The organism is Phycisphaerae bacterium (assembly GCA_035275405.1).
Taxonomy (GTDB): domain Bacteria; phylum Planctomycetota; class Phycisphaerae; order UBA1845; family UTPLA1; genus DATEMU01.
This window is the reverse complement of sequence record DATEMU010000012.1, coordinates 350789-376704: the sequence shown is the minus strand read 5'-3', so window position 1 is coordinate 376704 and position 25916 is coordinate 350789. Positions and strand designations below refer to the sequence as shown.

Sequence of the window (25916 nt, the reverse complement as noted above, 5' to 3'; positions counted from 1 at the left end):
CTGCCGTGCATTATCCGCATCGAATCAGCCACCGAAAACGCAACCGCAAACAAGGGTTTCGCGCCCGCATGCGCTCCGTGGGAGGCCGTAAGCTCATCGCCCGTAAGCGCAAGCGGGGTCGAAGGATAAACGTCAAGACGCGCGTCGGCTAATCCGCCGCGTTTGCGTTCGACTTAACCCTCCAATAGCCGCATTACGAACGCCCCCACATCCGCCCCACTAAGAGTTCCGCTGTCATCGCAATCGGCCGAGCATCGCTGGTACATCGTCGCGCCCGGCGGATTAAGGTGCGTCTCCACGAAAAGCGGCACGTCGCGGCCGTCGAAGAGTCCGTCTTCATTCATATCACCTAATTCACAGCTCCGAAACCAGGGCGTCGCCGACCGCGAGGTCAGCATGAACTCCATCAGCATCTCGCCGACTTTCTGTTCGCCGGTCATGGCAGGGTGCGTCCCATCGCTCTGTAAGTCCGAGCATATATAAGTGAGGCCGTCGCTCCGCGGCGTCGTCCCGTCCGCCCACAGATAGGGTCCCCACGCAACCCACGGCGCTACCGTTGCATAGTTCAAATCGCCGGCGACAGGATCGACGGCCCCACCGGCCATCTGGTTGATCTGCGCCTCGATCAGCCATTTCATCGCCAGCCCCGACTCGTACGAATAGGGCTCCGGATTGAGCGTCGTTTGCGGCACGGGATAGCCCGCGTATCCGGCGTAGATGCGATTCGACACAAACGCGATCTGCAAGTTCGGGTAGCGCGTCTTGCAAGCCCGCAATGCGTTCGCGGTTGAAGCCTTCAGGATATAGGCATCCGCGTTGGCGTTGGGCAGTGAACTTGAAGGCTGGGGATTAGCCAGCTTCACCCACACCGCCTGCACCTGCGATTCGGTCAGTCCGGCCGGCGCCAGCACGTTGTCGCGCACGCGGTCGTAATTCGGATCGGTCGGCGAATCCCACGTGGCCGCCGCCTGGCCGCCGAGCGCGCCGTTGATGATCGCCAGCGTCGTGTGGTTCACGCGCGGATTCACGGCGGCCTGGCCCATAAAGGTCCATGCATCGCACGGCAGACCGCCGCCCTGCGAACAGAATTCCTGCGTCGTGTTGGACATGCCGATGGAGAGCAGAATGTATTTGCCGTCGATGGGCTGAATGGCCAGGGCTCGCGCGCGACCCACGGCCGCATGTGCAGAAGGAACGAGATTTGAGCCGCCGGGATAAAGCCCGCCCTGAAATAGCCCGAGGTAAAGGCCCGTGCCGAGATCGTTCAGCGGCGTGAACCCGACCGACGTAACGGTGCAATCCGCGGCGCGGATGCCGGCGCCGATGTTCAATACGGCAAGGACAATGGCGGTAATCGGAACGATGTGACAAGCGCGCGGCATGGCACCACTCCTCCCCGGTTAGAAGGCGGCGGCCTCGTCGCCACCTATGGACATCATAACCCGCGACGGCTCATCTCCTATTAGAAACGCCGCGTTTCGTTCGCCTATTGCACGATATGGGTCAGTCGCACGCCTGTGGCACATGGCACAATTTCGGCGGATAATGGAAGTTGAGGGCGTCTGCGATGATTCAAACCGCGTTTGAATGTTTCCCGTGGGACCTTGATCTGGAGGGCTACGACGACGCGATCGCGCGGCTGGCCGGCGATATCGGCGTGGATGCACTCCTCGTCCCGGCCGTGCACGAGGGCATCCGCGAGATTCGCCCGCGCGCAGCGGAAGCCGACCGCGCGTTCATTTGTAGCGCGGCGGCGCACTTTCAACCGGATGCGAAGCTCTATTCCGGCTTGCAAATTCGTCCGATCCCGGCTGCCTGGATGAAGACGCGCAACCCGCTGCAAAAAATCGCCGAAGCTGCGGAAAAGCACCGCCTCAAGCTCCGCGTATCGATCTCCTGCTGCCAGGGCGACACGCTCGTCGAACGCTATCCTCACGCCGCATGCGCCGACTTCTTCGGTCGCCCCAGCGACCACTGGCTGTGCCCCTCACATCCCGACGTACGCGCCTATCTCGCCGCGCTCGTCGAAGATATCACGACCAACTACCCCGTGGATGCGCTCAACCTCGAGTCCGCCCACTTCGAACCGGGTTATACAACGGGATATATGAATTCCCTGCAACTGCCTCCGGCGATTTCTACACTTTTCTTCGACTCTTGCTATTGCGCATCCTGCCTTCAGCGAGCGACCGACGCCGGCGTTGATGTATCCGCGCTCCGCGCTGTCCACAATGGACTTTTCATGAAATTGAGCCGATTGGAGCCGGTCCCGGCAGTGGAATTCCCGGACCTGATTGCAGAAAACCGGGTCCTCGCCGACTTTCAACGGACGCGGCAGGAGTCCGTCACCTTGCTGGTCCATTCGCTATGGGCGTGCTGCAAAGCTCCCCTCCGAACAGCGCTCGCCGGTCCGAATGATTCGACCGCCGCATGGCCGGAGGAGTTGAACAAGTACTGCGACGGATTCTACGTTCCGGTCGTCAGTAGCCGTGAGCATGAATGGCCGTCTGAAGAAATAGCGGAAGCCGGAGGCCCTGCGCACTGCGATATCAATTTCACTTGCTATCCGCCTTGGGCGCCGGACAGCCCGACGCTCGTTAGTGCGGTCCATCGCGCCGCACAAGCCGGTGTTGCGTCAATCATCTTCGACAACTACGGCGTCGCCCCGGAACCCTGCCTCGACTGGGTCCGCCAAGCGATTCGCTACGCCCGCCGCGAGATGACGTAAATTCCCGCTTGCCAAAAACCAAAAAAAGAACGGCGGGACCGAGACTTGCTCGATCCCGCCGTGTGATTTACCCACCAGACCCGGGCGCCGGCTTCGCCGGTTTTCGTCCTTTGGCCGCCTCCGTGCCGCGTCTCTATCCCCACGGACGCGGCGCGTCAGGCTGATACTCATCAGCCCGTGCGGCCTTCAGACACCGGGCTAACGAAGCAGGCCCAGGATCTGCGACGTCTGCTGCGACGCGACGCCCAGCAGCGAAATGCCCGACTGGAGCAGCACGTTCTGCCGGCTCAGCTCCGCCGTCGCCTTGGCGAAGTCCACGTCGCGAATAGTGCTGCGCGCACTTTCCAGGGCTTCCTGCGTCGCGCCCAGGCTGTTCAGCACGGTCTCGACCTGGTACTTCTGAAACCCGCCGATCCGGCCCTGGGCCGTCGCCACCTGCATGATCGCCGCCCGGGTGACGTTCACGGCGTTATTGGCGTTCGTGGTCAGCGAATTCACGCCTCCGCTCTTGATCGTGCTCAAATACCCGGTGACGCTGTCGCCCAGGTTCTGGCTGAACAGCGGGTTGAGTCCGATCGTCGATTGCGTGTTGCTTTCGGTACCGAGTTGAAACGTCGCGCCGCCGCCGCTGATCGTAATATTGCCGGCGGTCCCGGCGACATTGCCCGCGGCGGTCAGGACGAACTCGCCGCTTGTGCCATTGGAGTTGAACGAAACTCGCAACCCATCGGCGGCCGCGTTCTGCCCATTGACGGTCACCACCGCATTATTGCCTGCCGTATAGGCAACGTTGTTGAAGTCTACGTCGCCGCTGATGTACGACGCCTGCACGAATGCCGCCGAACCGTAGGAGCGGCTTTGAATGCGAATCTGACCCGCATTCAGTGATGCCGAGACGCCCGTGTCCGCGGCCGCCGCGATGATCTTGTCGCGAATCTGTGCCAATGTATCGGTGTCGGTGACGGCGATCGTGGCCGTGCCGAGCGCGCCGGTAATCGAAAACGAGGCGGCAGAGAGGGCCGCCGAGGCGACCGTCGTCAGCGTGGCCGACGCGACCGTTCCCGGTGTCGTCACGTTCACCGCAAACGTCTGGTTGGCGGTCGACGACGGCCGGGAATAGACTTTGACGTCGGTGACCTCGGCCGGAAGAGTCGCCGTTGCCCGGATGGAAAGCTGCCCATCCAACAGACGCTTGCCGTTGAACGACGTGGTGCGAACGATCCGGTCGATCGAATCGATCGCGCTGTCGATCTGCGCCTGGTTGGCCGCGATTTCCGCCGCCGATAACGCGCCTGAACTCGTGCTCTTGGCGGCCAGACTTTGAATCTGATTGAGCAGCGAGGAGACTTCCGTCAGCGCGCCGTCTGCCGTCGTGGCGAACGACTTGGCCCGTTGCCCGTTGGCAATGGCCGCTTCGACGCCGGTCAGTTCCGAGGAAAGACTCTGCACGGCGATCAAACCCGCCGGATCATCGGCACCCTTGTTGATCTTGAAACCGGTCGCCAATTGGGCGAGTGTCGCCGACTGGTTCGCAGTCGTCCGATTCAGGATGTTTAAGAGAGACAGTGTGTTTACATTGGTAACGGTGAGACCCATAAGCTTCTTACCCTTCCTTCCTAATACGGTTGGCCCTTCTTTCAATACTCACACGCGCGATCACGGCCCACCATCCGCGATCTCAATACTGGGAACTCGTTCGCCTATCCGCCTGGCAAACCTAAGATATAACTTCCAACGGGGGCCAAACGCGGACGCGGTCCATACGACGCACCTAACCAATTGCCGAGAATAATGTTGGACGAGCTGTTGAAGTGGATGCCGTGGTCCGTCTTTCGCAGGTATCAGTGTTGATACCGAAGCGTCCGATTGTTACGGGTCCAGGCGCGCGGGTCGATTGGCCCCGGCGGATGGCGCGTCCGGGGATCTGGTACCCTCGGGCCGGCTGGTGGGCGCGACCTTGGCGGCCTGGCTGGCTTGATACGCGCGAAGTTGCTCCAAGGCGTCATGGGGAATCGGCCCGATCCGCCAGTCGCCGTCCTCACGGGTGATGGCGACTTGCACTTGGCGGACGCTTTTGCCGCCCTTGACCGCGAACTCTTCGAGTTCGTATTGCGCACTCATAAGATAAACGGGGCCTTCGACCTGAGGCACATCGGGAAGGCGCTCGATCTGGAGGATACGGACGTTTTTGAGGGCGTTGAAATTGGACTCAAATCGCGGCGGGAGGATCGGCGGGCGGCTGCGACTGAGCATGAGGCGAAAGTCCGAATACTGGCCCTGCATGCAGACGCGCGCGAACCGGTCCACGAATCGATTGAGCGAAAGGTCGTAGGTGCGTGCGGAAACGGGAAAGACAAAGTTGGGCCGCCGCTCCAGGTCGAGAATGACGGGCTCCGGAAACGCCTCGTCATCGGCGATGGAGGGCCGATCCGTAGCCAGGACAAAAACGACGGCGCTGACAAAGGTCAGCGCGAGAAGGATGAGCCCATAGAGGGCGACACGCCGAAACGTGGGAGATGATAAAGCCGCCGTTGCCATTCCGACCTCGTATCCCTGTTCGCCGCCAGCTTACAGGCCGCCGCGGCGCTGCACCCGCACGATTTCCTTGCGATCTTCCTTCTTGCGCTCTTCCTGTCGCTTGTCGCGATGGGTCCGGCCGCGGGCCAGCGCGAGTTCGACCTTCACCCGCCCATCCTTATTGAAGTACACGCTCAACGGGATCAGCGTCTGGCCTTTGATCAGGACGCCGGTCGCCAACTTTTTAATCTCCCGTTTGTGCAGCAAAAGCTGCTTAGGACGCTTGGGGTCATGGTTGAACTGATTACCTGCCTTATAGGGCTGAATCTGAAAATTGTGGAGCCGCACCTGGCCCCTCTCGATCCGGGCAAATGCCTCGGCAATACTCGCCTCGCCAGCCCTTAAGCTCTTTACCTCCGTGCCTTTAAGGGCGATACCGGCCTCCACTTTGGCCAGGATTTCATAGCTGAATCGTGCCTTTTTGTTCACCAGCGACGGTCCCGTTGGGGGGCCGCCCCTTGATGCATCCTTGGCCATTCCAATATGTTATAGGAGCCTATCAACCCCAACAACCCGCGGGTCGGCCTGCAACCGCGACCTGCGGCGAACGATATAATTAGAGGACAGCCATGCAAGCTTTGGAGGCATGCGACGGACGACTGACTCCGCTCGCCGAGCGGCAGCTCATCAAGCGCGCCCAAATCGGCTGCCGGGAGAGTTCCCACGCGCTGGTCGTCGCCTATCAGAACCGCCTCCACGCCTTCGTCTGCCGAATGGTGAAGAATTCGCACGAGGCGGAAGAGGTCTGCCAAGACACGTTCCTGCGGGCCTTCGGCGCCCTCGACTCCTTCGATTTCACGTATCGCTTCAGCACCTGGCTGTTCACGATCGGATATCGCCTCTGCCTGAACACGCTGCGGCGCCGCAAGGACTATTGCGGCGACATGGACTTCAGCGCCATGGCGGGCAGCGGCCGAAACGAATCCGACACGATGCCCCTCGCTGACACCGTCGCCAACAGCGACGAGGCGAAGCGGCTCAAAAAAATAATCTGGGAAGCCGTCGATCAACTGACACCGCAGCAGCGCGCCACGGTATTACTCTTCTATAGAGAGGCGATGAGCTGCCAGGAGATCGGCGACGTCCTCGAAATGCCGGCGGCGACCGTGAAGAGCCACCTTCATCGAGCGCGAAACCGTCTCAAGGAATTGCTCGAATCGCAGCTCGTGGAGGATTGGTCCCTGGTCCGCTTCGGCATGGCCGGCGGTAGCGCCTAGCCCCGATCGGCCCGACGGAGAATGTGAACTATGCTGACGTGCCGTCATGTACAACACCTGCACGATCGCTTCCTCGACGGCGATCTGACTCCGAGCATGACCGCGGAGATCCACGCGCACCTGCTCCAGTGCCCCGCCTGCCAACATCAGATGGAGATCAGCCGGGCCAGCGCCGATGTGATCGCCCGGGACGATTCCCATTACGAACTCGACTCGGGCTTTGCGATGCGCGTTGTGGCCGCACTGCCCAAGCCTTCTCCCAGTGCCGCACTGGGTAGCGCGCAGCGCTCCCGGCGCCGCCGCGTCTGGCGCATCGTCGGCATGGCCGCCCTTCCGGCCGCTGCCGCCGCCCTCTTTATCGCCGTCGTGATTCTCCCCACCGCGCCGACCACCCCGCGCCCGACCTTTGTCGCCGGCAAGGCGGTCGAGGCCGCCGGCGTCCAAGACTTGATGAACCCCACACTCGATGCTGTGGATGGCACCCGCCGAGCCGCGAAAGACCTGAACCAGCTCCTGCAGATCTCGGTTCAGGGGGTCGGTGAGGGCGTGCGCAAGGGCATCGAGAACGCCAAGCCGCCCCGCGCCGATTTGACGCCCATGGATGTCCTGCTGCTCCCCTTCAACGACGCGCTCGTCCCCGAGCAGCCGAAGTCCGACGATCCCGCCGTCGTGCGATTCTAATCACACAACTGCCCTCCTCCCGACCGCGCAGCCGCGGTTTTTGATTTTCCCACGAATGTGCGGAATCGACGCTCAGTTTTTACCGCGCCGGTTGAGTCGACACCGGCTGGCCCGGATAGCGCAGCGGCGGGAGGTACCGTTCGATCCGTTCCCCATAGAGAACCAGCAGAAGCGTGATGACGGCCCACGCGATGGCGGTCACGAGGAAAGGGCGGTCCTTTACAAGGATGTCGGAAGGACCGGTGTGCTCGCCCAGTTCGATGACGGTGGCGTAGCGGAAGATGGCGTAGAAGACGAGCGGCGTAGTGAAGACAAGCGAGTGGTAAGTCGTCGCCGGATCAAGCGTGTAGAGCAAGTACGTGATCATCGCCATGCCGCCGCTGGTCGCCAGAAACTGGCCCAGAATGGCCGGGTTGTAGTGCGCGAGCGTCCGGCGATGCAGGGCGGCCTGCCCGTTGGTTTCCATCGTGGCTAATTCGCAGCGCCTCTTGCCGAAGCCGAGAAAGAGGCAAAGCGTGAAGGTGCAGATGACCAGCCAGGCCGAGACCTCGACATTGATCGCCTGCGCCCCGGCGAGCGCACGGAGCACGAATCCGATGGCGATCAGGATCACATCGAGCAGCACCCGGTGCTTGGCCCAGAAGGTGTAGACCAGATTAAGCGCCAGAAACGCCCCGGCCGTCAGCGCGAATCCCGCGGGGAGCCGTAACGACGCCGCCATTCCCGCGATCGCCAGTAAAACCGCTATGACGCCCGCGGTGACGGGCGAAATGGCGCCGGTCGCGACGGGCCGACGGCGCTTGGTCGGATGCAGGCGGTCCTCGCGATAATCCTTGAGATCGTTGAACGCATAGACGGCTCCCGAAAGCGTGCAGAAGATGGCAAAGGCCGCCAGGGCCAGCAGGAGCGCGTCGGGATCGGTGCGCCGGTGGCCGAAGACGAGAGCCGCGAAGACAAAGACGTTTTTTACCCATTGCGCCGGGCGCAAGAGCTGGATCGCGGCGATTATCGTTCGAAGCAAATGGCAGCCTCCCGGGCCGTGAATCCGCGTTACGTTACGCAGGGGCCGTGCAGCCGTCAAACGCCCGCTGATGCAATCGGCCGTGCGGACGCGGGCACACGAAGGCCGCCAAGACGGACCGTTAGGACATCGGCGGAGTGGGAGAGGGCGGAGGCCGCAACTTGCGGGCGCGGACGTGCGGCGATACGACGCGACCGGCCCCGACACGCATCGGCTTGCGCTCTTCGTACTTGAGCGGGCGATTCGTCCGTAAACCGATGATATAGTGACCGCTGGTCTGCAGGTCGCAGTGCTGGACGACACAGCCGATGTTGATCGGCACCCGGCTGATCGAGTAGTAGGAGACGTACGCCGAGACTCCCTTTTTCAGGGGCCGATCGTATTCAATCGCCATCCCGCTGGCGGAAATGTTGAGAAGCGGACACTCGACGTTGTCGGGCAGGCCGGTTTGCGTCTGCGGCGAAAAGCAAACGTGAACGTTTTCGCATTCCCTGCGCGGATTTGTGCGTCTCGAGCGGAGAGCGTGGGTTTCGGTGCCGCCGGTACTCCGCTCGGGTTGGATGGTGGCACCGGAAGAACCATCGGTGGATAGCGGGATTGCGTCGTCGTTCACAAAGCGGCCCCCGGAGCTATGACTGTCCGCCGTTTCCATCGGCGCGATCGGCGCGGGACTTGCCCTGCCGGGGCGGCGGTGGTCAACGCGTCCGAGAATAATCGCGGATTCCCCATTCGGTCGTTGCATTAGGAGCAAAAGGCCGCGCCGGGGACACGTCGAGATGCCGCGGTTACGATGGGCTGTTTTGCGAGAGAACGGGAGACAGAATTGGCCTTTAGCGATCTTCAATCCTTCATCAACGCATTGGACCGGGCGGACCAGCTTCGACGAATCCGCATTGAAGTCGACCCTGAATTGGAGATCAGCGAGATTGCCGATCGGATCGGCAAGTCGCCCTCGCCGGAAGGGCCGGACGGCGCTCCGGCAACGGATCCGGTGCATGGTGCGGCGGGCGGACGCGGACTCCTGTTTGAGCGCGTCCGCGGAAGCGACATCCCCGTGGCGATCAACCTATTCGGAAGTTACGCGCGGATGCGCCTGGCGCTGGGTTGCGGCGACTTCGAGTCCCTAGCGGCCAGGGTGCAGAAGCTCGTGAAGCCGGAACCGCCGACCAGTTTCATGGACAAAATGAAGATGCTTCCGGAACTGGCCAAGATCGCCGGCTATGCGCCGAAGAACGTCAAGCGAGGGATTTGTCAGGAGGTCGTCCATACCGAGGACGCCGATTTGTACTCGCTTCCGATCATCAAATGCTGGCCGCACGATGGCGGCGCCGACGAAGACGTAATCGTCGGGCGACGCCGACTCGCCCCGACGCCTCAAGCCTCAAGCCTCAAGCCTCAAGCCTTCACCGTCGGCCGTTACATCACGCTGGCCGGGATTTACACGACCGCTCCCGATGGCTCGGAACCGAATATCGGGATGTACCGTATTCAGGTGACGGGGCCAAAATCAGCAATTTTTCATTGTCACGTACACCACGACGGCGCGCGGCACCAGCGGATGTGGGCGGCGCAGGGCAAGGACATGCCCATTGCCATCGTCCTCGGCGGCGAGAGCGTGCTTCCCTATGCCGCAACGTGTCCATTGCCACCGGCGGTCAGCGAGCTGCTTTTCGCGGGATTCCTTAACGACGGCGGCATTCCCCTCGTCGCGGCGCGGACGGTTCCACTTAATGTCCCCGCCAACGCGGAAATCGTCATCGAGGGTTGGGTCAGTGCGACGGAATCGGCCCGCGAAGGCCCGTTCGGCGACCACACCGGCTTCTACAGTCTCGCCGACCAGTTCCCGACGATGCAGGTGACGGCGATCACGCATCGCGAAAAGCCCATCTATCCGACCACGATCGTCGGTCCGCCGCCGATGGAAGACTACTTCATGGGCAAGGCGACGGAGCGCGTCTTTTTACCGCTCCTGCAAATGCTCATTCCCGATATCGTGGACTACGACCTGCCGCGTTGGGGGGCGTTCCACAATTTCTGTTTTGTGAAGATCCGCAAGGAATACCCACTCCAGGCCCGCAAGGTGGCCAGCAGCATCTGGGGGGCCGGTCAGATGATGTTCAGCAAATTCATCGTCATTGTGGACGAGGAGGTCAACGTCCACGACGAGCAGGCCGTCATGTTCGCGGTCGGGGCGAACGTCGACCCGCGCCGCGACACGTTTCTGGTGGATGGCCCGATGGACATCCTCGATCACTCCGCTCCGTATCTCGCCGCCGGCAGCAAGATGGGGATCGATGCAACGCGTAAGATTCAGGGGGAGGGGATTGTCCGCGACTGGCCGAGGCCGCTCGTCATGCCCGACGAGATCAAACGGCTGGTGGAGGGGCGGTGGGCAGAATACGGATTGGACTGATGGATGCGCCGAAGAATGAAACCCCCGATCCCGACCAGAAACCACTAATTGAACTTACGCCGCTGGCTCCCGCGACGGACATCCCACCGGGCGGCAAGTTCGAAGAGCGCTGGCTCACAACGGAGCAGCAGATCGAGTCCGGCGTGGTGCAAATCCCGGTTCCGGCTGAGCCTCTGCACCTCTGCCCGACCTGCGATTACAACCTGACGGGGCTTACGGCGCGACGTTGCCCGGAGTGCGGCGAGCCGTTCACGATGGCCGACGCCCGCGATCGCGGCGTGGAAAAGGCGATCGGCTATCGACGCTACTTCGTCTCCGCACACTACGAAGCATGGAAGTTCCGGATCGGCTGGTTGCTGATCGCGGCGGGCTTTCTGATGCCGGTGTTCTTTGGATCGGCGCCGCGCCCTGCATGGGGCCTGCGCGGCGGTGCGATGATCTTCCTGACGCCGATCTTTCTGGCGTTCGCCTGTTTTTACAAAGTCATACGCGATACCACATGGGCCGACGCGATCCTGGTCGCGGGCCTTGGGGCCGCGCTGTTGGGCGCCGCGATCGTGTTTCTCTGAACCGGTATCCGTACGGCCGATTCGCTACAATACTGAGCCGATGCACACTTCGCCCGCCGACAGCCCGGTCTGGGACGACGGCCGCCTGGCCGATCCGCACGGCCAACCTGACAAAGCCGCGCGCGTCCGCGCCATGTTCGACGAAATCGCCCCGACCTATGAGCGCGTCAATCGCGTCCTGTCCGCCGGACGCGACGCGTATTGGCGGAGGCACGCCGTGCAGATGGCCGTGATCCAACTCGACGATCGCGTCCTCGATCTGGCCTGCGGCACGGGCGATTTCGCGCGTGCCTTCGCCGTCGCGAAGCCGAAGGTCGTGATCGGATGCGATTTCGCCGAGCAGATGCTTCGGCAGGCAGCAGATCGAAGAATCGAAGACATCCGCTGGTGCATGGGCGACGCCCTGACGCTTCCGTTTGCCGATGCGTCTTTCACCGTCGCAAGCTGCGCCTTCGGCGTCCGCAACTGGCAGAGCCTGGACCGAGGCCTGACCGAGGTCTTTCGGGTGCTGCGAAAAGGCGGGCGGTTTGTCATTCTCGAATTCTCGATGCCGCGGGCGCCGCTGGTGGCGCGGGCGTATCAGCTCTATTTCCGTCGCATTCTGCCGACGGTTGCGACGTGGATAAGCGGTGACCGTACTGGGGCCTATCGTTACCTGCCCGCCTCGGTGACGGCCTTTATCGACGAGGCCGGCATGACCGCCTCATTACGGGCAGCCGGGTTTGCTCGCGTCGAGGCGCGCCGCCTGACGCTGGGCATCGTCACGGTTTTTGTCGCATGGAAGGATTAATGGTCGAGGAAGGAGCAACACTTTCACCATCCCCCATGCCGTCCGAGATCGTGGACGTCTGGTCGCGCACGGCTCCAAAGTATCGCCGCCGGGCGGTATTGATGCTCATCGTTCTCTCCGGGCTTTTCGCCGGCCTGTGCTGTTTTACCTTTTGGCTCCGCACCGGCATTTATTGGCCGTGGCGATATGACGGCTACGGTGACTTGATGCAACGATCGTTCAACCCGAGTGGCGCTCAACAGGTGACGCTGTCCCATTTCCTCTCGTCACCGATCAGCGTTCAGGAAGTTCCCATTCACGGCGTCATTGTCGGCGTCCTCTTCGCCTCGCTGTGTTCCATTCCCATCCTCGTTGCCATCCTCTATCGATTTCCGTTTTCCGTCATCTTCACTCTCATGGTCATCTTTCTTTCCGGCCTGCCGTGGATGGGACTGACCGTACTCGTCGGGTGCGTTCTGGCCTCGCTCAAACCCTTCAAGTTCTCCTTCCGCTACGCATCCGCCCTAGTCGGCCTGATCCCGGTCGCCCTTTACTTCGTCATGGCGTCGTGGGAGCCCGCGGGATCCGCCGTTAATTCGGTGCAAAACAAAGCGCTGCTATATGCGCCGTGGGTGCTGGCATTGCTCAGCTCCTGTGTCATCTGTGCGGTCGTGCTGGCGCTGGCCAAGTTGATTAATTATCGCCCCGGCGGCGTCTCACCGGTCCTCGCCGCGCTTTTTGCCGTGCCGGTCGTTCTTTTTCACGCCTATGTCGGCCGGGACGAACTGGATTTCCATATTCTCGAATCCCGGATCGGCCCGCAGAATCCGACGATGTTCGCGGCGATCGACGTGGGAGCGGCGGCGCATCTCGCGGCAACGCAGCAGTGGAGCCGGGCGTCCGGCGAATCGTACGACGCTATTCATCGAAAGTTGTTACGGGAAGGGATCGCCGACGGTCTCCTGCAAACGGAGATCGATCGAAGCCGGGCGGTGGAGCTTTGCGAAGAATTCATCCGGCAGTTCTCCACGTCGCGGCACGTGCCCAATGTGTACTTTCTCAAGGGCCAGGCCCAGGACCAGCGCATCCAGCGCAACAAGCTCCTGGTTGCGAATCGTATTGAGTATCGCAACGATCTGCCCAGCCCCGCGTCCCTGCATACGTGGGAGACCATTCGAGAAAAATTTCCGGACAACGAACTCTCTGCATTGGCGCTCTACAAGCTTTCTATCCTGGAGGCGCGTGCGGGCCGCCTCGATCAAGCCGTCGATCGTCTGTCGGAGCTGCTGGGAGGCTTTGACCCCGCATCGACGAGCAGCCGCCCGGCAGCTCCCGAGGATGGGGGAGCGGTGACGATCTTCCTACGATCCGAACCGTCGGCCATGAGAATCGATCGGAAATTGCTGCTGCTCCAGGCCAGGCGACTTCGAGAGATGCTCCTGTTTTGTCGCGCGGATTCCCCTCGCCCGTATGATGAGGTTTTTGCCGCGGGCGCCGCCACGGCGGAAAAACAGGTGCATCCCGCTCAACTTCTCCTTTGCCTCGACGACACCGATCCGCTCTACGCCGGCAATCTACAGTCGTTGGCCCGCGCGTTTCCGAATTCGCCCACCACGGACTACGTACGGATTCGGCGAACTCTGCTGGAGACGGCGGTGAGCCGGAGAATCCTGCAATTCCGGCACCTCGCGACAGAGCTGGCGGGCAGCCCGGCCGGGGCCGAGGCCTTGTATCATCTGGGCGAAGTCCTGCAGGAAGACTCGTTGATGGACGAAGCTCGTACTCAATATCAGGAAATGACGCGGCAATACCCCGAGAGCTGCTGGACCCAGGAAGCAAAGGAACGCCTCTCCTCGCTGTCCATGATCGAACCCACGGCCGGCTAATGACTGTCCGGAAGGCGAATTGTCTCATGAAAAAGCGCATCGTTGTCGCCGTGACCGGAGCCAGTGGGGCCGTTTACGCGCGACGGCTGCTGCAATGTCTGGCCGAGGGCGACGTCGAGATTCACCTGGTTCTCTCGCCCTACGGCCGCCGACTGATGAAGGATGAGTTGGGCATCGTGAAGCCGACGCCCGAGAGTCTTGTCGGACCGGAGAAGGCCAAGACCATCACGATTCACGCCTATCGCGACGTGGGCGCGCCGCTGGCCTCCGGGTCATTTCTGACGGATGGGATGATCGTCTGCCCGTGCAGCAGTAATACGCTCGGCGAGATTGCGGCGGGGACGGGTGCGAACCTGATTTCCCGCGCGGCGGCCGTTCACTTGAAAGAGGCCCGGCGTCTGATCCTCGTGCCCCGGGAGATGCCGCTTTCGCAAATAGAGATCGGCAATATGCTCCGTCTCTCACAGGCCGGGGCGATCATCTGCCCCGCCTCTCCGGGCTATTACATGCTGCCCGGGAAGATCGAAGACCTCGTCGATTTCGTCGCTGGAAAGCTCTGCGATCTGGTCGGCGTCGCGCACGAATTGAATACGCGGTGGCAGCCGCCCGCCAATCCGTAAGGGGTCATGCCATGCAGCATCGATTCCGGCGTATGGCACTCGTCCCGATTGCGGGACTGGCCCTCATCATCGGCGCGTGCGCTCCGCAACTGATGCTCACCCCCAACATCTGCGTGGACGCGGAGAAGAACCCCTGGGAGGACGTGCCGACGACGTTGCGCACTCCCGAGGTCAACGTGATCTTTGCGACGGACCGTAAGGCGGAGAATGGGGACGATCAGCCCGTGCGCTACGGATCGAAGCGGTCGGAGGCGTTGACCTTCGGCGTCTGCCCGGTCGCGATCGGCGACGACTGGTCGACGCTCGTGGATGAATCGACCCGCCCGACTCGGCGACGCGCTATCCCGCTTGAGGTCGGGGCCGCCAAGGTGCGTGGGGCATTTCCGGCGACGCCGTGGAAAGTCGACGACGCCCAAGCCGACAAGACTGCCGCGCTGGCCGAACTTCAGCAGCAGTTTGACGGCGCGCAAGAGTCGTTCCGCGAACTCGTCGCGCAGCGCCTGGACGAGAGTCCGCACAAGGACGTCTATGTGTTTGTCCACGGGTTCAATTACAGTTTTGAGGATGCGGCCCGTGTCATGGCCGGACTCTGGCACTTTCTCGGCCGGCGCGGCGTACCGGTCATCTACAGTTGGCCCGCCGGTAGCGGTCTCTCGTCGCGTGGGTACAACTATGATCGTGAGTCCGGTGAATTCACGCTCTACCACCTCAAGGACTTTCTTCGCGCCCTGGCCGGTACTCCCAACCTTGGCAAGGTGCACGTGATCGCGCACAGCCGCGGGGCGGATGTGGTGGTCAGCGCCCTGCGCGAACTCAATGTCTATTACGACGCGAAAAACCCGCAGGACGAAAAGCCCGCCGCGACCGCGCTGCGGATCGGATACCTCGTCCTGGCCGCGCCGGACATCGATTGGGAGGTGGCCCAGCAGCGCCTGGAGGCCGAGCGCATCAACCGGGCCTGCGAACGCATCACCATTTACGCCTCGCCCGATGACCTGGCCATGGCCATCGTTCGCTATCTCTTCGACAGCACGATCCGGCTGGGAACGCTGGGCCTTTTGAAACTTCCGAGGCAGGCCCGCGGCAACCTCGCCCGGCTCGTCGACGTGGATGTGATCGATGCACGCGTTTCCGACGGTCTCGTCGGCCACGACTATTTCTACAACAACCCGGCGGTCAGTTCCGACCTGATCCTGCTCCTGCGCGACCGTCGCCAGCCCGGCGCGGAGCATGGGCGGCCGCTCATCAAACAGCCGAACGGCTATTGGGAATTGCATGATGGGTATCCGAAACAAGTCTCGGATTAATAGACAAAAGCCGCGTTGTTCAGGACCAAACCGTCAATTAACGACGGCTTGAAATTGGACCAATACCCATGCGCCGATCGACGTCATGCTCAGAAGCGAGGAAACCACGATGATGCCGGTGAGGATCGCGTATTCGACGACCTCGACACCCGCTTCTTGGGCCGCGAGTTTCTTGACCAATGATTTCACGATGCCGCCCCCCCTTGGTCGCCCGAAGTGAATGACCTTACCAATCCTATGCCGCGTCTGCGACCGGTCAAGTCGGATTAATGCCCCGTTATGGGGACTTCCGAACCTTCCGTGTTTCGTCCGCGCGGGCCGGCATTCTTCATGGGCAGGTACTTGGAAAGCCGCTCGATGGTCGAGGTAGCGAATACGGACTTCTTGCCGAATCCGGGTTCGCCGCCGGCGGCAACGCCCGCGGCCTGGGCGTCGTCGAAGTTGCTGATCATCATGATGGGCGTGTCTTTGAGCTCCGGGTCGGATTTGGCCCGCTTCAATAGCTCGATCCCTTCGCTGCCGTCCTCGAAAATCAGGCGGTTGAAGAGCACGAGGTCGTATTGTTGCTCGCGCATTCGAGCGAGGGCGTCGTCCACGAACATCACGCGGTCGATGCGGACATCGAAGTTCTCACGGAGCATCTGCTGAATCGTCCCATGATCGGGATCACAATTTCCCACGTCCAACACGCTTGCGGCGGCCATATTTCTCCTTTGCTTGATCGTCGGCAGCGCGCCGATTACAGTCACGCGCCGCCGAGGATGGCGGAATTATAGGCGATGGCGTGCGTAGAGGGGCGAACCACGGCCTGACTGCTGTCAGACCGTGCCACCCTGTTTGAGACTGAAGCATGGAACTGTCCCAACGCGTTCAAGCGATCGACGAATCGGCGACGCTGGCCGTTGCGGCGCGGGCGGCCGAGCTGAAGCGCTCCGGCGTCGATGTCGTCGGCTTTGGGGCGGGCGAGCCGGACTTCGACACCCCCGAGCACATCAAGGCCGCTGCCAAACGGGCCCTCGACGCGGGTCACACCGGCTACGCCAAGCCCACCAGCGGCATACCTGAGGCGCGGGCGGCCGTGTGCGAGAAGCTTCGCCGCGAGAATGACCTCACCTACACACCGGAGCAGGTCATCGTGACCGTCGGCGGCAAGGAGGCGCTTTTTCTCGCCTTCGCGACGCTCATTAACCACGGCGACGAGGTCATCCTGCCCGTGCCGTATTGGGTGACGTTTCCCGAGCAGGTTCACCTCTGCGGTGGCAATGTTGTACCGATCCGCGGCGAGGAGACCAATGGTCTTCGCGTGCGGCCCGAGCAGATCGCCGCCGCGCTGACGCCGCGGACGAAGGTATTTGTCTTCAACAGTCCATCGAACCCCGGCGGGTTCACCTACACGCCGGACGAAGTCCGCGCAATCGCCAAGGTCCTGTCCGGTCGCGACATCATCGTCTTTTCCGACGAGATGTACGACAATCTTTTGTATGGCAAGAAGCGCGAATACTTGAGCTTCGCCGCGGCGAGTCCCGAGGCCTTCAGCAAGACGATCACCTTCAACGCGGCCAGCAAGACGCACGCCATGACCGGCTGGCGGGTGGGGTATGCGGCGGGCCCTGCGCCGATCATCAAGGCGATGGCCAAGTTGCAGGGGCACACGACGAGCGGCACGGCGACGTTCATTCACCACGCGCTGGTCGAGGCGCTGACGGGCGATCAGGCGCATGTCGAGCAGATGCGCCGGGAGTTTGAGCAACGCGGGCGGCATATGCACCGGCGGCTGTCGGCGTTGCGCGGCGTGACCTGTCACGAGCCGACCGGGGCGTTCTATTGCTTCCCCAATGTCTCGGGCACGTTCTCGCGGCTCGGCGTTCACACCTCCGCGGAGTTCTGTACGCTGGTCCTGGAAAAGACGCACGTCGCCGTCGTGCCCGGGGGGGCGTTCGGCATGGACACGCACGTGCGGCTGTCGTTCGCGACGGGCCTGGCGACGATCGACAAGGGGCTGGATCGGCTGGAGGGACTGCTGGGGAAGGCGTGAGGGGATGGCCGGGAATCGGAAGGCGGAATGAGTCGTTTGCCGAAGGCGAGTAACGCATGTGCATCTCTTTTGGGTGAAAGATCCCGAAAGAAGCCGAAGACCGTGCGCGCCGCGATGTTTTTGTGCTTGAAAACGCTTGAAAAACTTGAAATTCATCCTCATGGCGCGGATCCTCCGGCCTCACGAGCCGTCGCCTTTTGGCGGTCGGGCGTGAGCTTGAGAGCAACGGCGGGGCCTCCGCCTTTCCTGCACTCTGATCTGTACTCTTGCTCGCCGATCCCTGTAAAAAAAAGGCCTGAGACTTGAGGCTGCAGGCTTGAGGAGAGCCGAATCGCGTGCGCAGGGCTTACTCGGGGCAATCGAAGGCCTTAAAGACCAATGGCACCCGAACATCGTCCGGTTCTCCTAAGCCTCCATCTAGAAAAGAGTTTTCCAAAGATACAAAGGCGATTTTCATCCTATCAGCTTGAAGCGTCAGCAACACAGAAATAGGGCCCTCTGTAACATACTGATCTTTACCATCGTAGAAATGGACTACGTTGCGAACGGTTATCATGTTCGGAGATGCGAGCACATAATCGGCAGTATGTTCAATATATCTCGGGCCCTGGAGTTGATGAAACCGCATCTTTCCCGACGACGGATCGAAGCTGTACATGTCATATCCGAGAACTGGTATTCCTAGAAAACTAAACACATAGGACGACCCCCAACACCCAGAAAGTTTGGAAAGATCGTCACGAACCTCGCCCGGCACGACGTACGCGAACGCATCACTCGGATCCTGCGAAAAACGAGAGCTATTCTCCACCACGAAGGTGGTCTCTTTCGATATGTTGGTGGGCGGCAGGAAACCCGACCAATCAATACCAATAGGGCCGCAGCCGATCGAGAAAAAGATGCTGCCGTGAATAAGAATAAGGACGTTTCTGAGTTGGCGATTGATTCTGTGCGTCATGGTGTACTCGCGTTCTCCTTTGCTCGCTGCGCGGCGTCACGCTGCCGCCGCGCTTCGAGGGCGTCGAGTTGCATTTGTTTGCTTTTTGCTTCGATGAGGCGGTCTTTTAACGTGACCAATTGCTCTTGCGCCTCCAGGAAATTGCGCTTGGCTTGTTCAATTTGACCTCTGTGATACTCGGAAATCTTGCGGGCGCGCTCTTCTGTGACACGATCGGCGGCGACGTCCCGGGCCACCTGAGCCGCCTTGCACACCCGGTGATTGACGCCGAACCTCCGCGTCGCTTTGAGTTTTTCCTCCGCGGTGTGGAGCCGGTTCTCAAGTTGATTAATGAAGGGGTCCTGATTCAACAGATTCTGAAGTTCGGCCGTGATCGGCAGTGTGTCCGGCTTCGCATAGGAGAGGGCATCGTAGATGGCCTTCTTGCGCAGCATGTCTTTTTGAAGCTGCGTCACTAACGCCGTCAATGTCAAAATGGTCTGCTCAGATTCTTGCGAGAGGAAGCGGGAATCGGCTTTCGGCTCGCCGGGGCGTTGACGCCGCTTTGCTTCGCGCAGGTCGAATTCCATTTGCTCCGCTCTTGCTTCAGCGAGCGATTCCTTGAGGGTCCGGAGTTGCTCGACGGCCTCGCGGTAGTTCTTGCGGGCCTCTCGAAGCGCTTTTTTCGGCGAATTGGGGTCCCCCTTGAGCGCATCGTAAAGTGCTCTTTTGCCGTACATATCCACCTGTAGTTCCGTAACGAGCGCGGTCAGGGTGAGGATTTTTTCTTCGGTTTCGCGCTGAGAGATTTCCGCAAGGCCTCGGTCTTGTTCAGAAGGGATCTTCGCGCTGGACAATCGAGCTTCCAGTGCAATGATCTTTTCGCGCACCGCATGGAGCTGGCCACCGCTTTGGAGGTATTGGCTCAGCGCTGCATCGATCGCGGAAAGAGTCGCTTCCTTGTTTCTTTCCAATTCCTCGTACTTTTTCTTGAGTGAATCGGCCTTTGTGGCCAACTCGGTTTCCTCCGCTCGGAGCTGCGCGCGCCTTGCTTCCGGGCCGTCGGCTGGTTGAGTCGACGGGGGCGGCGGCGCTGCGGGCTGTGGCGGCGGGGCCTGGCTGCACGAAAACCCAAGTGCCGCGATTCCGATCATTGGGAGCGTCATGCGTTTCATAGGATCATCTCCTCAATTCGCAACTCGGCGGGAGCCTCGCCCTCCCGAGGGGTTTCGAACAGAGTCATGGCAGGTCTCGAAGACTCGACCTGCCCTACTTTGCTCCCGTTTTGCGATTCGTGTCCTTCTGCAGCTGGTTGACCTTATCCACGTATTTCGCGACGATCGTGTTGACCAGCGTCGGCACTTCCTCCGGCACCTTCCCCGCCACCGATACGCCGACGTAGTTGGAATCCCGGACCGGATCGGCGGATTTCGTTTGCGGTGCGCGCGGCGTTGCCGATTGGGGCGGCGGGGCTTGGCTGCAACTCAACCAGAACGCCGCAATTCCGATCATGGGCAGGGTCATGTGTTTCATAGATTCATCTCCTCAATTCGCGGCTCGGCGGGAGCCTCGCCCTCCCTATGGCTACGCCGAGGAGGGTTGCATGGCCCATTAGTCTGTTGGATCGGAGCGGCGCAACGGGCTAATCCCGAAAAAATTTTGCTGGCGCAAGTACGGTGGCGATCGAGGGTTGCCATCGTTCGCTATTCGCCGCCGTCGGCTGGTACCGGTGAAACTCTACGAACGGTGGGCGGAGCCCACCCTACATCGTCTGCCGCCGAGGGGGGACGCTACGGCGGGCAGAGCCCGCCCTACCTTGGGACGCTACCGGGTCATTGAGCGAATCTGCGGGTCCGGCCGGTCGAGGAGGCGGGCGAGGGTTTGGGCGCGGACGTCTTCGGGGGCGGACCAGACGAGGAAGAACATCGCCTCGCGGACGAGGCGCTGGGCGTCGCGCTGACGGAGAAGACCGGAGCCTTTGGAGTAGATCAAGAGACCGGCGGCGAGCCGCACGAGCAGGTCGTTTACACCGACGCGAATCTCGGTCTTGGGGACATCCTGAGCGGGGTCGAGGAGTGAGGCGGCGAAGGTCATGAGGCGATCGCGGAGGGCCTGGTAGCGGGCAGTGAGTTCGTCGGCCATTTCGACCAGCGGGCTGCTCGCCGCGCCAGGTTCCGCCGCGGGTTGCGACTTGGCGACGAGGGATTGGATCAGGCGGACCATCGTGCCGGCGAGGCCGATGCCCGCGGTCGCGACGACGAGGGGCTTGACGGTGGAGCGGGAGGCGAGGATTCGTTCGCCCGGGCCGCGGAGGACGTATTGCTCGTCGACGACGACGTCTTTGAAGTGCACCTCGCAGGTCTGCGAGCTTTGGAGGGCCATGAGCTGCATGGGCGGGTCGATGACGACGCCCTTCAAATCCGTCGGGACGCAGAGGAGCAGCTGGCGCTCGTCGGGCAGAACCGCTCCGATGACAAGGTACTGACACTCGCGGGCGCCCGTGATCCAGGGAGAAAATCCATGCAGCTTGAAGGATGACCCGTCAGGCCTGGCGGTCAGGGCGGGGCGACCGGTCTGGTGGCTGGTGGTGAGCTGGCTGATGCCGAGGCTGATCATCGTTTCATGGCGGACGAGCCTGGGCAGGAGATCGGACTTGAGCGGCTCGTTGTTGCTCTGGGCGATGAACTCGGCGGCGCCGTCGCGCTGCGTGAGGATGAGGAGGGTGGACATGCAACCGGCGGCGACGGCCTCGTAACCCTGGGTTTGCAGGAAAGGGTCGAGGCCCAGACCGCCGAATTGTCGGGGGATGACCCAAGTCCAGGCCCCGGCGTCGGTCAGGTGCTCCAGCGACTTAACCGGCCATTCGCCGGTGTGATCGTAGTAGGTGGCGAGCTTGGCGAGTTTCTTGGTCAGGCTCTCGAGGGCCGGGTCCATGCCGGCATTGTAACGGGTGGCAGGGGCTCGCGAAGCGCGATGGTAAGGATTCGGCGGCGACGAATCTCAGCAATTAACAGCCCGGCGCATGGAGAAGACTACGGTAAGGTCATCGTGTGGCATCTGTCTTGACACACTCGTCGATCCTCGGCACGCTAGAGGAATCTTTTTCTGAGTCAAGGAGTGGGAAAAATGAACGCAAAAAACAGTCTACTAACGTGCTTGGCTTTCGCTTTGGTCTTTGCCATGTTTGGGCAGACAGCGCTGGCAACCTCGGGCGTTAGTCCGTACGTCATTCCCGTCGTCGTCGACAGTAACCCGGACCCCAACGTCGTCGAGACGACCATCGTCGTTGAGGAGGCAATGGTCGATATCGGCAACGGGGTGATGGCGCACGCCCACACTTTCAACGGCGCGATTCCGGGGCCGGAGTTCCGCCTGAAGGTCGGCGACACGGTCATCGTGTACTTTGAAAACCACACCGAGCATCCCACGGGCATCCACTGGCACGGCATCGAGCTGAACAACGCCAGCGATGGGACTCCGCTGAGCCAGAATCAGGTGCCGGAGAACGGCACGTTTCTCTACAAGTTCACGATTACGCGCCCCGGGATTTTCTGGTATCACCCGCATCACCACGCATCCACGAACCAGCTCTTCCGCGGGCTGTACGGGCCGATCATCGTCACCGATCCTCATGAGGCCGAGCTTCAGGCGGCCGGAGTCCTCCCGCCTGAATCCCAGACGCTGACATTGGCGCTCAGCGATACGACCGTCTGCAAGGCACCGGGCTTTAACGACGCCGCCACGTATACCGTCGGCTCGATGACGTGGCAGGACGGGATGGCGTTGCCGGCGCAGCTCGGGCCCCAGCCTGATGATCTCTGCGAACTTGCTCCCTTCGACGATGACGGAATGAGTATGCTCCCCGAGACCTTCGACGAGGGGGAGATCCCGAATATCCAGCCTGACGGCACGTCCGGCAGGGTGAACGAAGGACAAACGGTATTGACCAACGGCATGAATGTCGGCGGCCGGGCGGGATCTCCCTCGGCGCCGGGAGCGCTGGCCCCCGGCGCAGCGACGTACGACGTCCTGGCCGGGCAGGGGCTTCGCCTGCACATCGGGAATGCGGCGACGGTCCGGTTCTTTCGCCTCCGCCTTACCGACAGCACCGGAATGCAAATTCCGCTTGTCCGGGTCGGCGGTCAGGGAGGGCTCCTTGACGACGCCGTCGTCGATGGCGGAATCGTCGGCGCCTTCGACTTCAAGTATGGCGCGGGCGAGATCCTCCTGGACCCGGGCGATCGGGCCGATGTCGTGGCGGCCATCCCGCCGGCGGCGACCGGCGTGCTCACGCTCTGGACGATGGACTTCATGCGTACCGGTCCGGGAGGAACAGGATTCTCGAACATCCCGACCGTCCCGGTCATGCACCTGAACGTCACGGGTATGGCCGCAGTGCCGTACACGATCATGGCCGGCACGGCGCTGCGCTCGTCGATTGCGGGGGCGGCGGTCGAGACCCTCGGCGCGCCAACGGGCGTGCTTCTCGACCCCGACGCGTTTGTCCCGGCCAAGGATGGGTGTTCTCCGTTGAACGTCGTCCCTTGCACCGCGGACGACATCCAGCTCACTCAAGTCGGGGGCACCTCACTGGGCGTCGACGGTGTGATCGGCGGCCACGATTTCCCGGGAGTCGACTACACGAACGTTCCGCATTTCGACTCGGCGCGCTACGCCGAAGTCAGCGACATTCTGGAAATGACGGTCACCAACACGACCGGCGCACACCATCCCTTCCACCTGCACGGCTTCTCGATCCAGCCGATTGACCTCACAAGGCCGGCTTTTCCGACGTATACTTTTCCATACAGCGAGTTCAGGGACAACATCGACGTACCGGCGGACTACACGCTCCGCTATCGAATTCGGCTTGATGACCGCCCCCTGATGGACGGCATCACACCGGGCGGCGCGCTGGGCCGGTGGGTCTTTCACTGTCACATCTTCTTCCACGCCAGCTTCGGAATGATCTCCGAGTTCGTGGTGGCGGACCCGGATGGCAACGAGCGGCCGAACGTCAACGCCCTCGCGGCATCCATCGAGATCAACGAGGGCCAGACGGCGATGATGGACGGAACCTACGACGATCCGGATGGCGATGCCATTACGTTGGCCGGACCGGCCGTGGGTGCGTTAATCGACAACGCCAATGGAACCTGGTCGTGGAGCTTTGCCACCACGGACGGACCCGACAACAGCCAGTTCCTCTACACCACGGCGACGGACGCGAGCCTTCGCAAGAATCAGGTGGCCTTCGCACTCGTGGTCAATAATCTTCCGCCGACGGCGACAATCGCCAGCCCGCCGAACGGCTCGACGTTCACCGCTCCCGCTTCGGTCCCGGTGACCGCGTCAGTTACCGATCCCGGAACCGGCGACGCACTGTCGTGTACGTTCGACTGGGGCGACGGTAGTCCGACAACGGTGGCCGCTGTCGTGGCGGGGTCCTGCAGCGCCAGCCACAACTTTGCGCAGGCCGGCGTTTTCAATGTGACGGTGACGGCGTCCGACGACGATGGGGGTATTTCCGCGCCCGCGCTGGTGATGATCGACACTCAAGCGGACAGCGACGGCGACGGGGTAGCCGATCCGAGCGACGGCTGCCCGAACGACCCGCTCAAGACCTCCCCGGGCGCCTGTGGCTGTGGGAATCCGGACGCGGACCTTAACAACAACGGAACCGCCGACTGCGCCGATACAGACGACGGCTTTTTGCGCATATTTCTGTCCTTTTTGTTTGGCGTACCCATCTGTGCCCCCGGGATGGTCAGCGCCATTCCGTTGACCCTATTGGGCGTGGTCGGAATGAAATTGGCGATTCGCCGCCGCCGAAAGTGATATGGTGGCTTTGGCCGATGCTTACATGGTCGGCGGTCACCGGAGAACGTAAATGTCCATATTTTTCACCGCTCTGATGAGTCTGATCTACGGACTATTCGGGATTCCGTTCCGAGCTATCACGGGAAATGCCACTTTCTCGTTGCTGAGCGCCGTTTTGCCTTGACGCCCAGGCGGGGGTTTTCGCCCCTTTTCCAAGGGCCTCCCGGCCGAGGTTTTCCGAGCCGCATCCTATCGATGAACCGTTTTGCGCCCCTGGGCGTATAGCTCCTGTCGGTCAGGACGACCGATTGGTTTCATTGCCGAAAGGAGTCGCGCATGTTCCCCGCTTTTTTCATCCCTCTGCTCATCGTTTTTTCGCCGCCCGGACCGAAGGTGGAGGCGGTGAACTTTGAATCGCGGTTCGGGCCGTTCACCGGCGCTTTCATCCTGCGCGAGGTCGGGGGCGGTGAAGTCGCCCGTTACGGTGGGGAGGCGTGCAAGAAACGGCTGGCTCCTTGCTCGACGTTCAAGATCGTCAACGCGTTAATCGGGTTGGAGTCGGGCGTGCTCAAAGATGAGAACACGCTGTTCAAATGGGATGGGAAGCCCAAGTACATCAAGGCGTGGGAGCGGGATCATACGCTGGCGTCGGCGATCAAGGAGTCGTGTCTTTGGTACTTTCAGGAGGTCGCGCGACGGGTGGGGCCGGAGCGGATGAAGGCATTTATTGACAAAATCGGTTATGGCAACGAGGACATCTCCGGCGGGATCGATCTGTTCTGGCTTGACCGGTCGCTGCAAGTCTCCGCGGAGGAACAGGTAACTTTTTTGGAGAAGCTCTATACGGGCCGGCTGCCATTCAGCGAAACTAACGTGACGTTGGTGAAAAGGCTGCTTGTGCACTCGAGCGGCGATTGCTGGACCTTGAGCGGCAAAACGGGCTCGGCGCTGACGGAGGGGAAGGGGTCGCTGGGCTGGTACGTGGGCCACCTTCGCAGCGACGGGCGGGAATATGTCTTCGCGCTGAACATCGAGGCGAAGGATGGGGCTTCGGGGGCGATCGCGCGGCAAATGGTGATCGAGATCTTGAAAGACGCGGGCATGATGCCACGTTAAGTAGAAATCCCGTCGCCCAGCAACAACTCAATAGGTCGCTCGCGGTTCGCAACCTGTTGCGGCGACTGTACTTGCGACTCACCGTCGGTGTGGCGATAAAACCGCCCGCGGTGTTGACAGGCGTTCGGGCTACCCACTAGACTGCCCCTCCCGGTGCGGGCGGAATCTCCCTTCCGGGATCAGTGGCGAATCCCTAAAGATCGCCGCTTTTTTTAACTTA

The 25916-nt window shown here is 61.6% G+C and carries 25 protein-coding genes; 13 read left to right on the top strand and 12 right to left on the bottom strand.

What is annotated here, in order from left to right; all coding sequences use genetic code 11:
• Positions 1-5 precede the first annotated feature (5 nt).
• Complete coding sequence (locus tag VJZ71_14385; GenBank protein HKQ49256.1) at positions 6-152, top strand: bL34 family ribosomal protein; 147 nt, start codon at positions 6-8, stop codon at positions 150-152.
• A 21-nt stretch (positions 153-173) separates the two neighbouring features.
• Here VJZ71_14385 and VJZ71_14380 read toward each other — a convergent pair whose 3' ends face one another.
• The gene (locus VJZ71_14380; GenBank protein ID HKQ49255.1) at positions 174-1382 is read right to left on the bottom strand and encodes a hypothetical protein; all 1209 of its coding nucleotides are present in this window, start codon (positions 1380-1382) and stop codon (positions 174-176) included.
• 185 nt (positions 1383-1567) lie between these two features.
• Here VJZ71_14380 and VJZ71_14375 point away from each other — a divergent pair, with 185 nt between their 5' ends.
• On the top strand, positions 1568-2728 hold the full coding sequence (locus VJZ71_14375; protein ID HKQ49254.1) for a hypothetical protein: 1161 nt from the start codon (positions 1568-1570) through the stop codon (positions 2726-2728).
• 198 nt (positions 2729-2926) lie between these two features.
• Here VJZ71_14375 and VJZ71_14370 read toward each other — a convergent pair whose 3' ends face one another.
• The 3 genes from VJZ71_14370 to smpB form a co-directional block, all read right to left on the bottom strand.
• Positions 2927-4324, bottom strand: coding sequence for a flagellin (locus tag VJZ71_14370; GenBank protein HKQ49253.1), 1398 nt, complete (start codon positions 4322-4324; stop codon positions 2927-2929).
• A 273-nt stretch (positions 4325-4597) separates the two neighbouring features.
• Complete coding sequence (locus VJZ71_14365; protein HKQ49252.1) at positions 4598-5266, bottom strand: hypothetical protein; 669 nt, start codon at positions 5264-5266, stop codon at positions 4598-4600.
• 30 nt (positions 5267-5296) lie between these two features.
• Complete coding sequence (smpB, locus tag VJZ71_14360; protein ID HKQ49251.1) at positions 5297-5734, bottom strand: SsrA-binding protein SmpB; 438 nt, start codon at positions 5732-5734, stop codon at positions 5297-5299.
• 140 nt (positions 5735-5874) lie between these two features.
• Between smpB and VJZ71_14355 the strand changes: the two genes are divergently transcribed.
• Positions 5875-6522, top strand: a complete 648-nt coding sequence (locus tag VJZ71_14355; GenBank protein ID HKQ49250.1) for a sigma-70 family RNA polymerase sigma factor — start codon at positions 5875-5877, stop codon at positions 6520-6522.
• 30 nt (positions 6523-6552) lie between these two features.
• Positions 6553-7203 (top strand): zf-HC2 domain-containing protein, encoded by a 651-nt coding sequence (locus VJZ71_14350; GenBank protein ID HKQ49249.1) that lies wholly within the window; start codon positions 6553-6555, stop codon positions 7201-7203.
• Positions 7204-7282: 79 nt separating this feature from the next.
• On the opposite strand, the gene VJZ71_14345 is transcribed toward VJZ71_14350, so the two are convergent.
• Positions 7283-8224 carry a decaprenyl-phosphate phosphoribosyltransferase gene (locus VJZ71_14345; protein HKQ49248.1) on the bottom strand — a complete coding sequence of 314 codons (942 nt, stop codon included), beginning with the start codon at positions 8222-8224 and terminating at the stop codon, positions 7283-7285.
• Positions 8225-8345: 121 nt separating this feature from the next.
• Complete coding sequence (locus VJZ71_14340) at positions 8346-8837, bottom strand: PilZ domain-containing protein (GenBank protein HKQ49247.1); 492 nt, start codon at positions 8835-8837, stop codon at positions 8346-8348.
• A 210-nt stretch (positions 8838-9047) separates the two neighbouring features.
• Between VJZ71_14340 and VJZ71_14335 the strand changes: the two genes are divergently transcribed.
• Genes VJZ71_14335 through VJZ71_14310 form a run of 6 tightly spaced genes read left to right on the top strand, consistent with a single transcriptional unit; the run spans position 9048 to position 15788 of the window.
• The gene (locus VJZ71_14335; protein HKQ49246.1) at positions 9048-10637 is read left to right on the top strand and encodes a UbiD family decarboxylase; all 1590 of its coding nucleotides are present in this window, start codon (positions 9048-9050) and stop codon (positions 10635-10637) included.
• On the top strand, positions 10637-11206 hold the full coding sequence (locus tag VJZ71_14330; GenBank protein HKQ49245.1) for a hypothetical protein: 570 nt from the start codon (positions 10637-10639) through the stop codon (positions 11204-11206). Before VJZ71_14335 ends, VJZ71_14330 begins: the two co-directional genes overlap by 1 nt.
• Before the next feature lie 40 nt (positions 11207-11246).
• Positions 11247-11996: a bifunctional demethylmenaquinone methyltransferase/2-methoxy-6-polyprenyl-1,4-benzoquinol methylase UbiE gene (gene ubiE, locus VJZ71_14325; GenBank protein ID HKQ49244.1), complete on the top strand. Its 750-nt coding sequence runs from the start codon at positions 11247-11249 to the stop codon at positions 11994-11996.
• A 35-nt stretch (positions 11997-12031) separates the two neighbouring features.
• Entirely contained in the window at positions 12032-13861 is a 1830-nt protein-coding gene (locus tag VJZ71_14320) for a tetratricopeptide repeat protein (GenBank protein HKQ49243.1), read from the top strand.
• A gap of 26 nt (positions 13862-13887) precedes the next feature.
• Positions 13888-14481 (top strand): UbiX family flavin prenyltransferase, encoded by a 594-nt coding sequence (locus VJZ71_14315; protein HKQ49242.1) that lies wholly within the window; start codon positions 13888-13890, stop codon positions 14479-14481.
• A 32-nt stretch (positions 14482-14513) separates the two neighbouring features.
• Entirely contained in the window at positions 14514-15788 is a 1275-nt protein-coding gene (locus VJZ71_14310; protein ID HKQ49241.1) for an alpha/beta fold hydrolase, read from the top strand.
• Positions 15789-15821: 33 nt separating this feature from the next.
• Here VJZ71_14310 and VJZ71_14305 read toward each other — a convergent pair whose 3' ends face one another.
• Entirely contained in the window at positions 15822-15977 is a 156-nt protein-coding gene (locus tag VJZ71_14305) for a hypothetical protein (GenBank protein ID HKQ49240.1), read from the bottom strand.
• Positions 15978-16054: 77 nt separating this feature from the next.
• Positions 16055-16492, bottom strand: a complete 438-nt coding sequence (locus tag VJZ71_14300; GenBank protein ID HKQ49239.1) for a hypothetical protein — start codon at positions 16490-16492, stop codon at positions 16055-16057.
• Positions 16493-16638: 146 nt separating this feature from the next.
• On the opposite strand from VJZ71_14300, the gene VJZ71_14295 reads away from it, so the two are divergent.
• A complete protein-coding gene (locus VJZ71_14295; protein HKQ49238.1) occupies positions 16639-17823 on the top strand; it encodes a pyridoxal phosphate-dependent aminotransferase in 1185 nt (394 codons plus the stop codon).
• 346 nt (positions 17824-18169) lie between these two features.
• Here VJZ71_14295 and VJZ71_14290 read toward each other — a convergent pair whose 3' ends face one another.
• From VJZ71_14290 to VJZ71_14275, 4 genes are all read right to left on the bottom strand, one after another.
• Positions 18170-18781, bottom strand: a complete 612-nt coding sequence (locus VJZ71_14290) for a hypothetical protein (GenBank protein ID HKQ49237.1) — start codon at positions 18779-18781, stop codon at positions 18170-18172.
• Entirely contained in the window at positions 18778-19650 is an 873-nt protein-coding gene (locus VJZ71_14285; GenBank protein HKQ49236.1) for a hypothetical protein, read from the bottom strand. Before VJZ71_14285 ends, VJZ71_14290 begins: the two co-directional genes overlap by 4 nt.
• 379 nt (positions 19651-20029) lie before the next feature.
• The gene (locus tag VJZ71_14280; protein HKQ49235.1) at positions 20030-20293 is read right to left on the bottom strand and encodes a hypothetical protein; all 264 of its coding nucleotides are present in this window, start codon (positions 20291-20293) and stop codon (positions 20030-20032) included.
• A 291-nt stretch (positions 20294-20584) separates the two neighbouring features.
• Complete coding sequence (locus VJZ71_14275; GenBank protein ID HKQ49234.1) at positions 20585-21694, bottom strand: acyl-CoA dehydrogenase family protein; 1110 nt, start codon at positions 21692-21694, stop codon at positions 20585-20587.
• Between the two features lie 192 nt (positions 21695-21886).
• Between VJZ71_14275 and VJZ71_14270 the strand changes: the two genes are divergently transcribed.
• Together VJZ71_14270 and VJZ71_14265 are read left to right on the top strand one after the other, a co-directional pair.
• Positions 21887-24598 (top strand): multicopper oxidase domain-containing protein, encoded by a 2712-nt coding sequence (locus tag VJZ71_14270; protein HKQ49233.1) that lies wholly within the window; start codon positions 21887-21889, stop codon positions 24596-24598.
• Positions 24599-24916: 318 nt separating this feature from the next.
• Positions 24917-25696: a penicillin-binding transpeptidase domain-containing protein gene (locus VJZ71_14265; protein ID HKQ49232.1), complete on the top strand. Its 780-nt coding sequence runs from the start codon at positions 24917-24919 to the stop codon at positions 25694-25696.
• Positions 25697-25916: the final 220 nt, after the last annotated feature.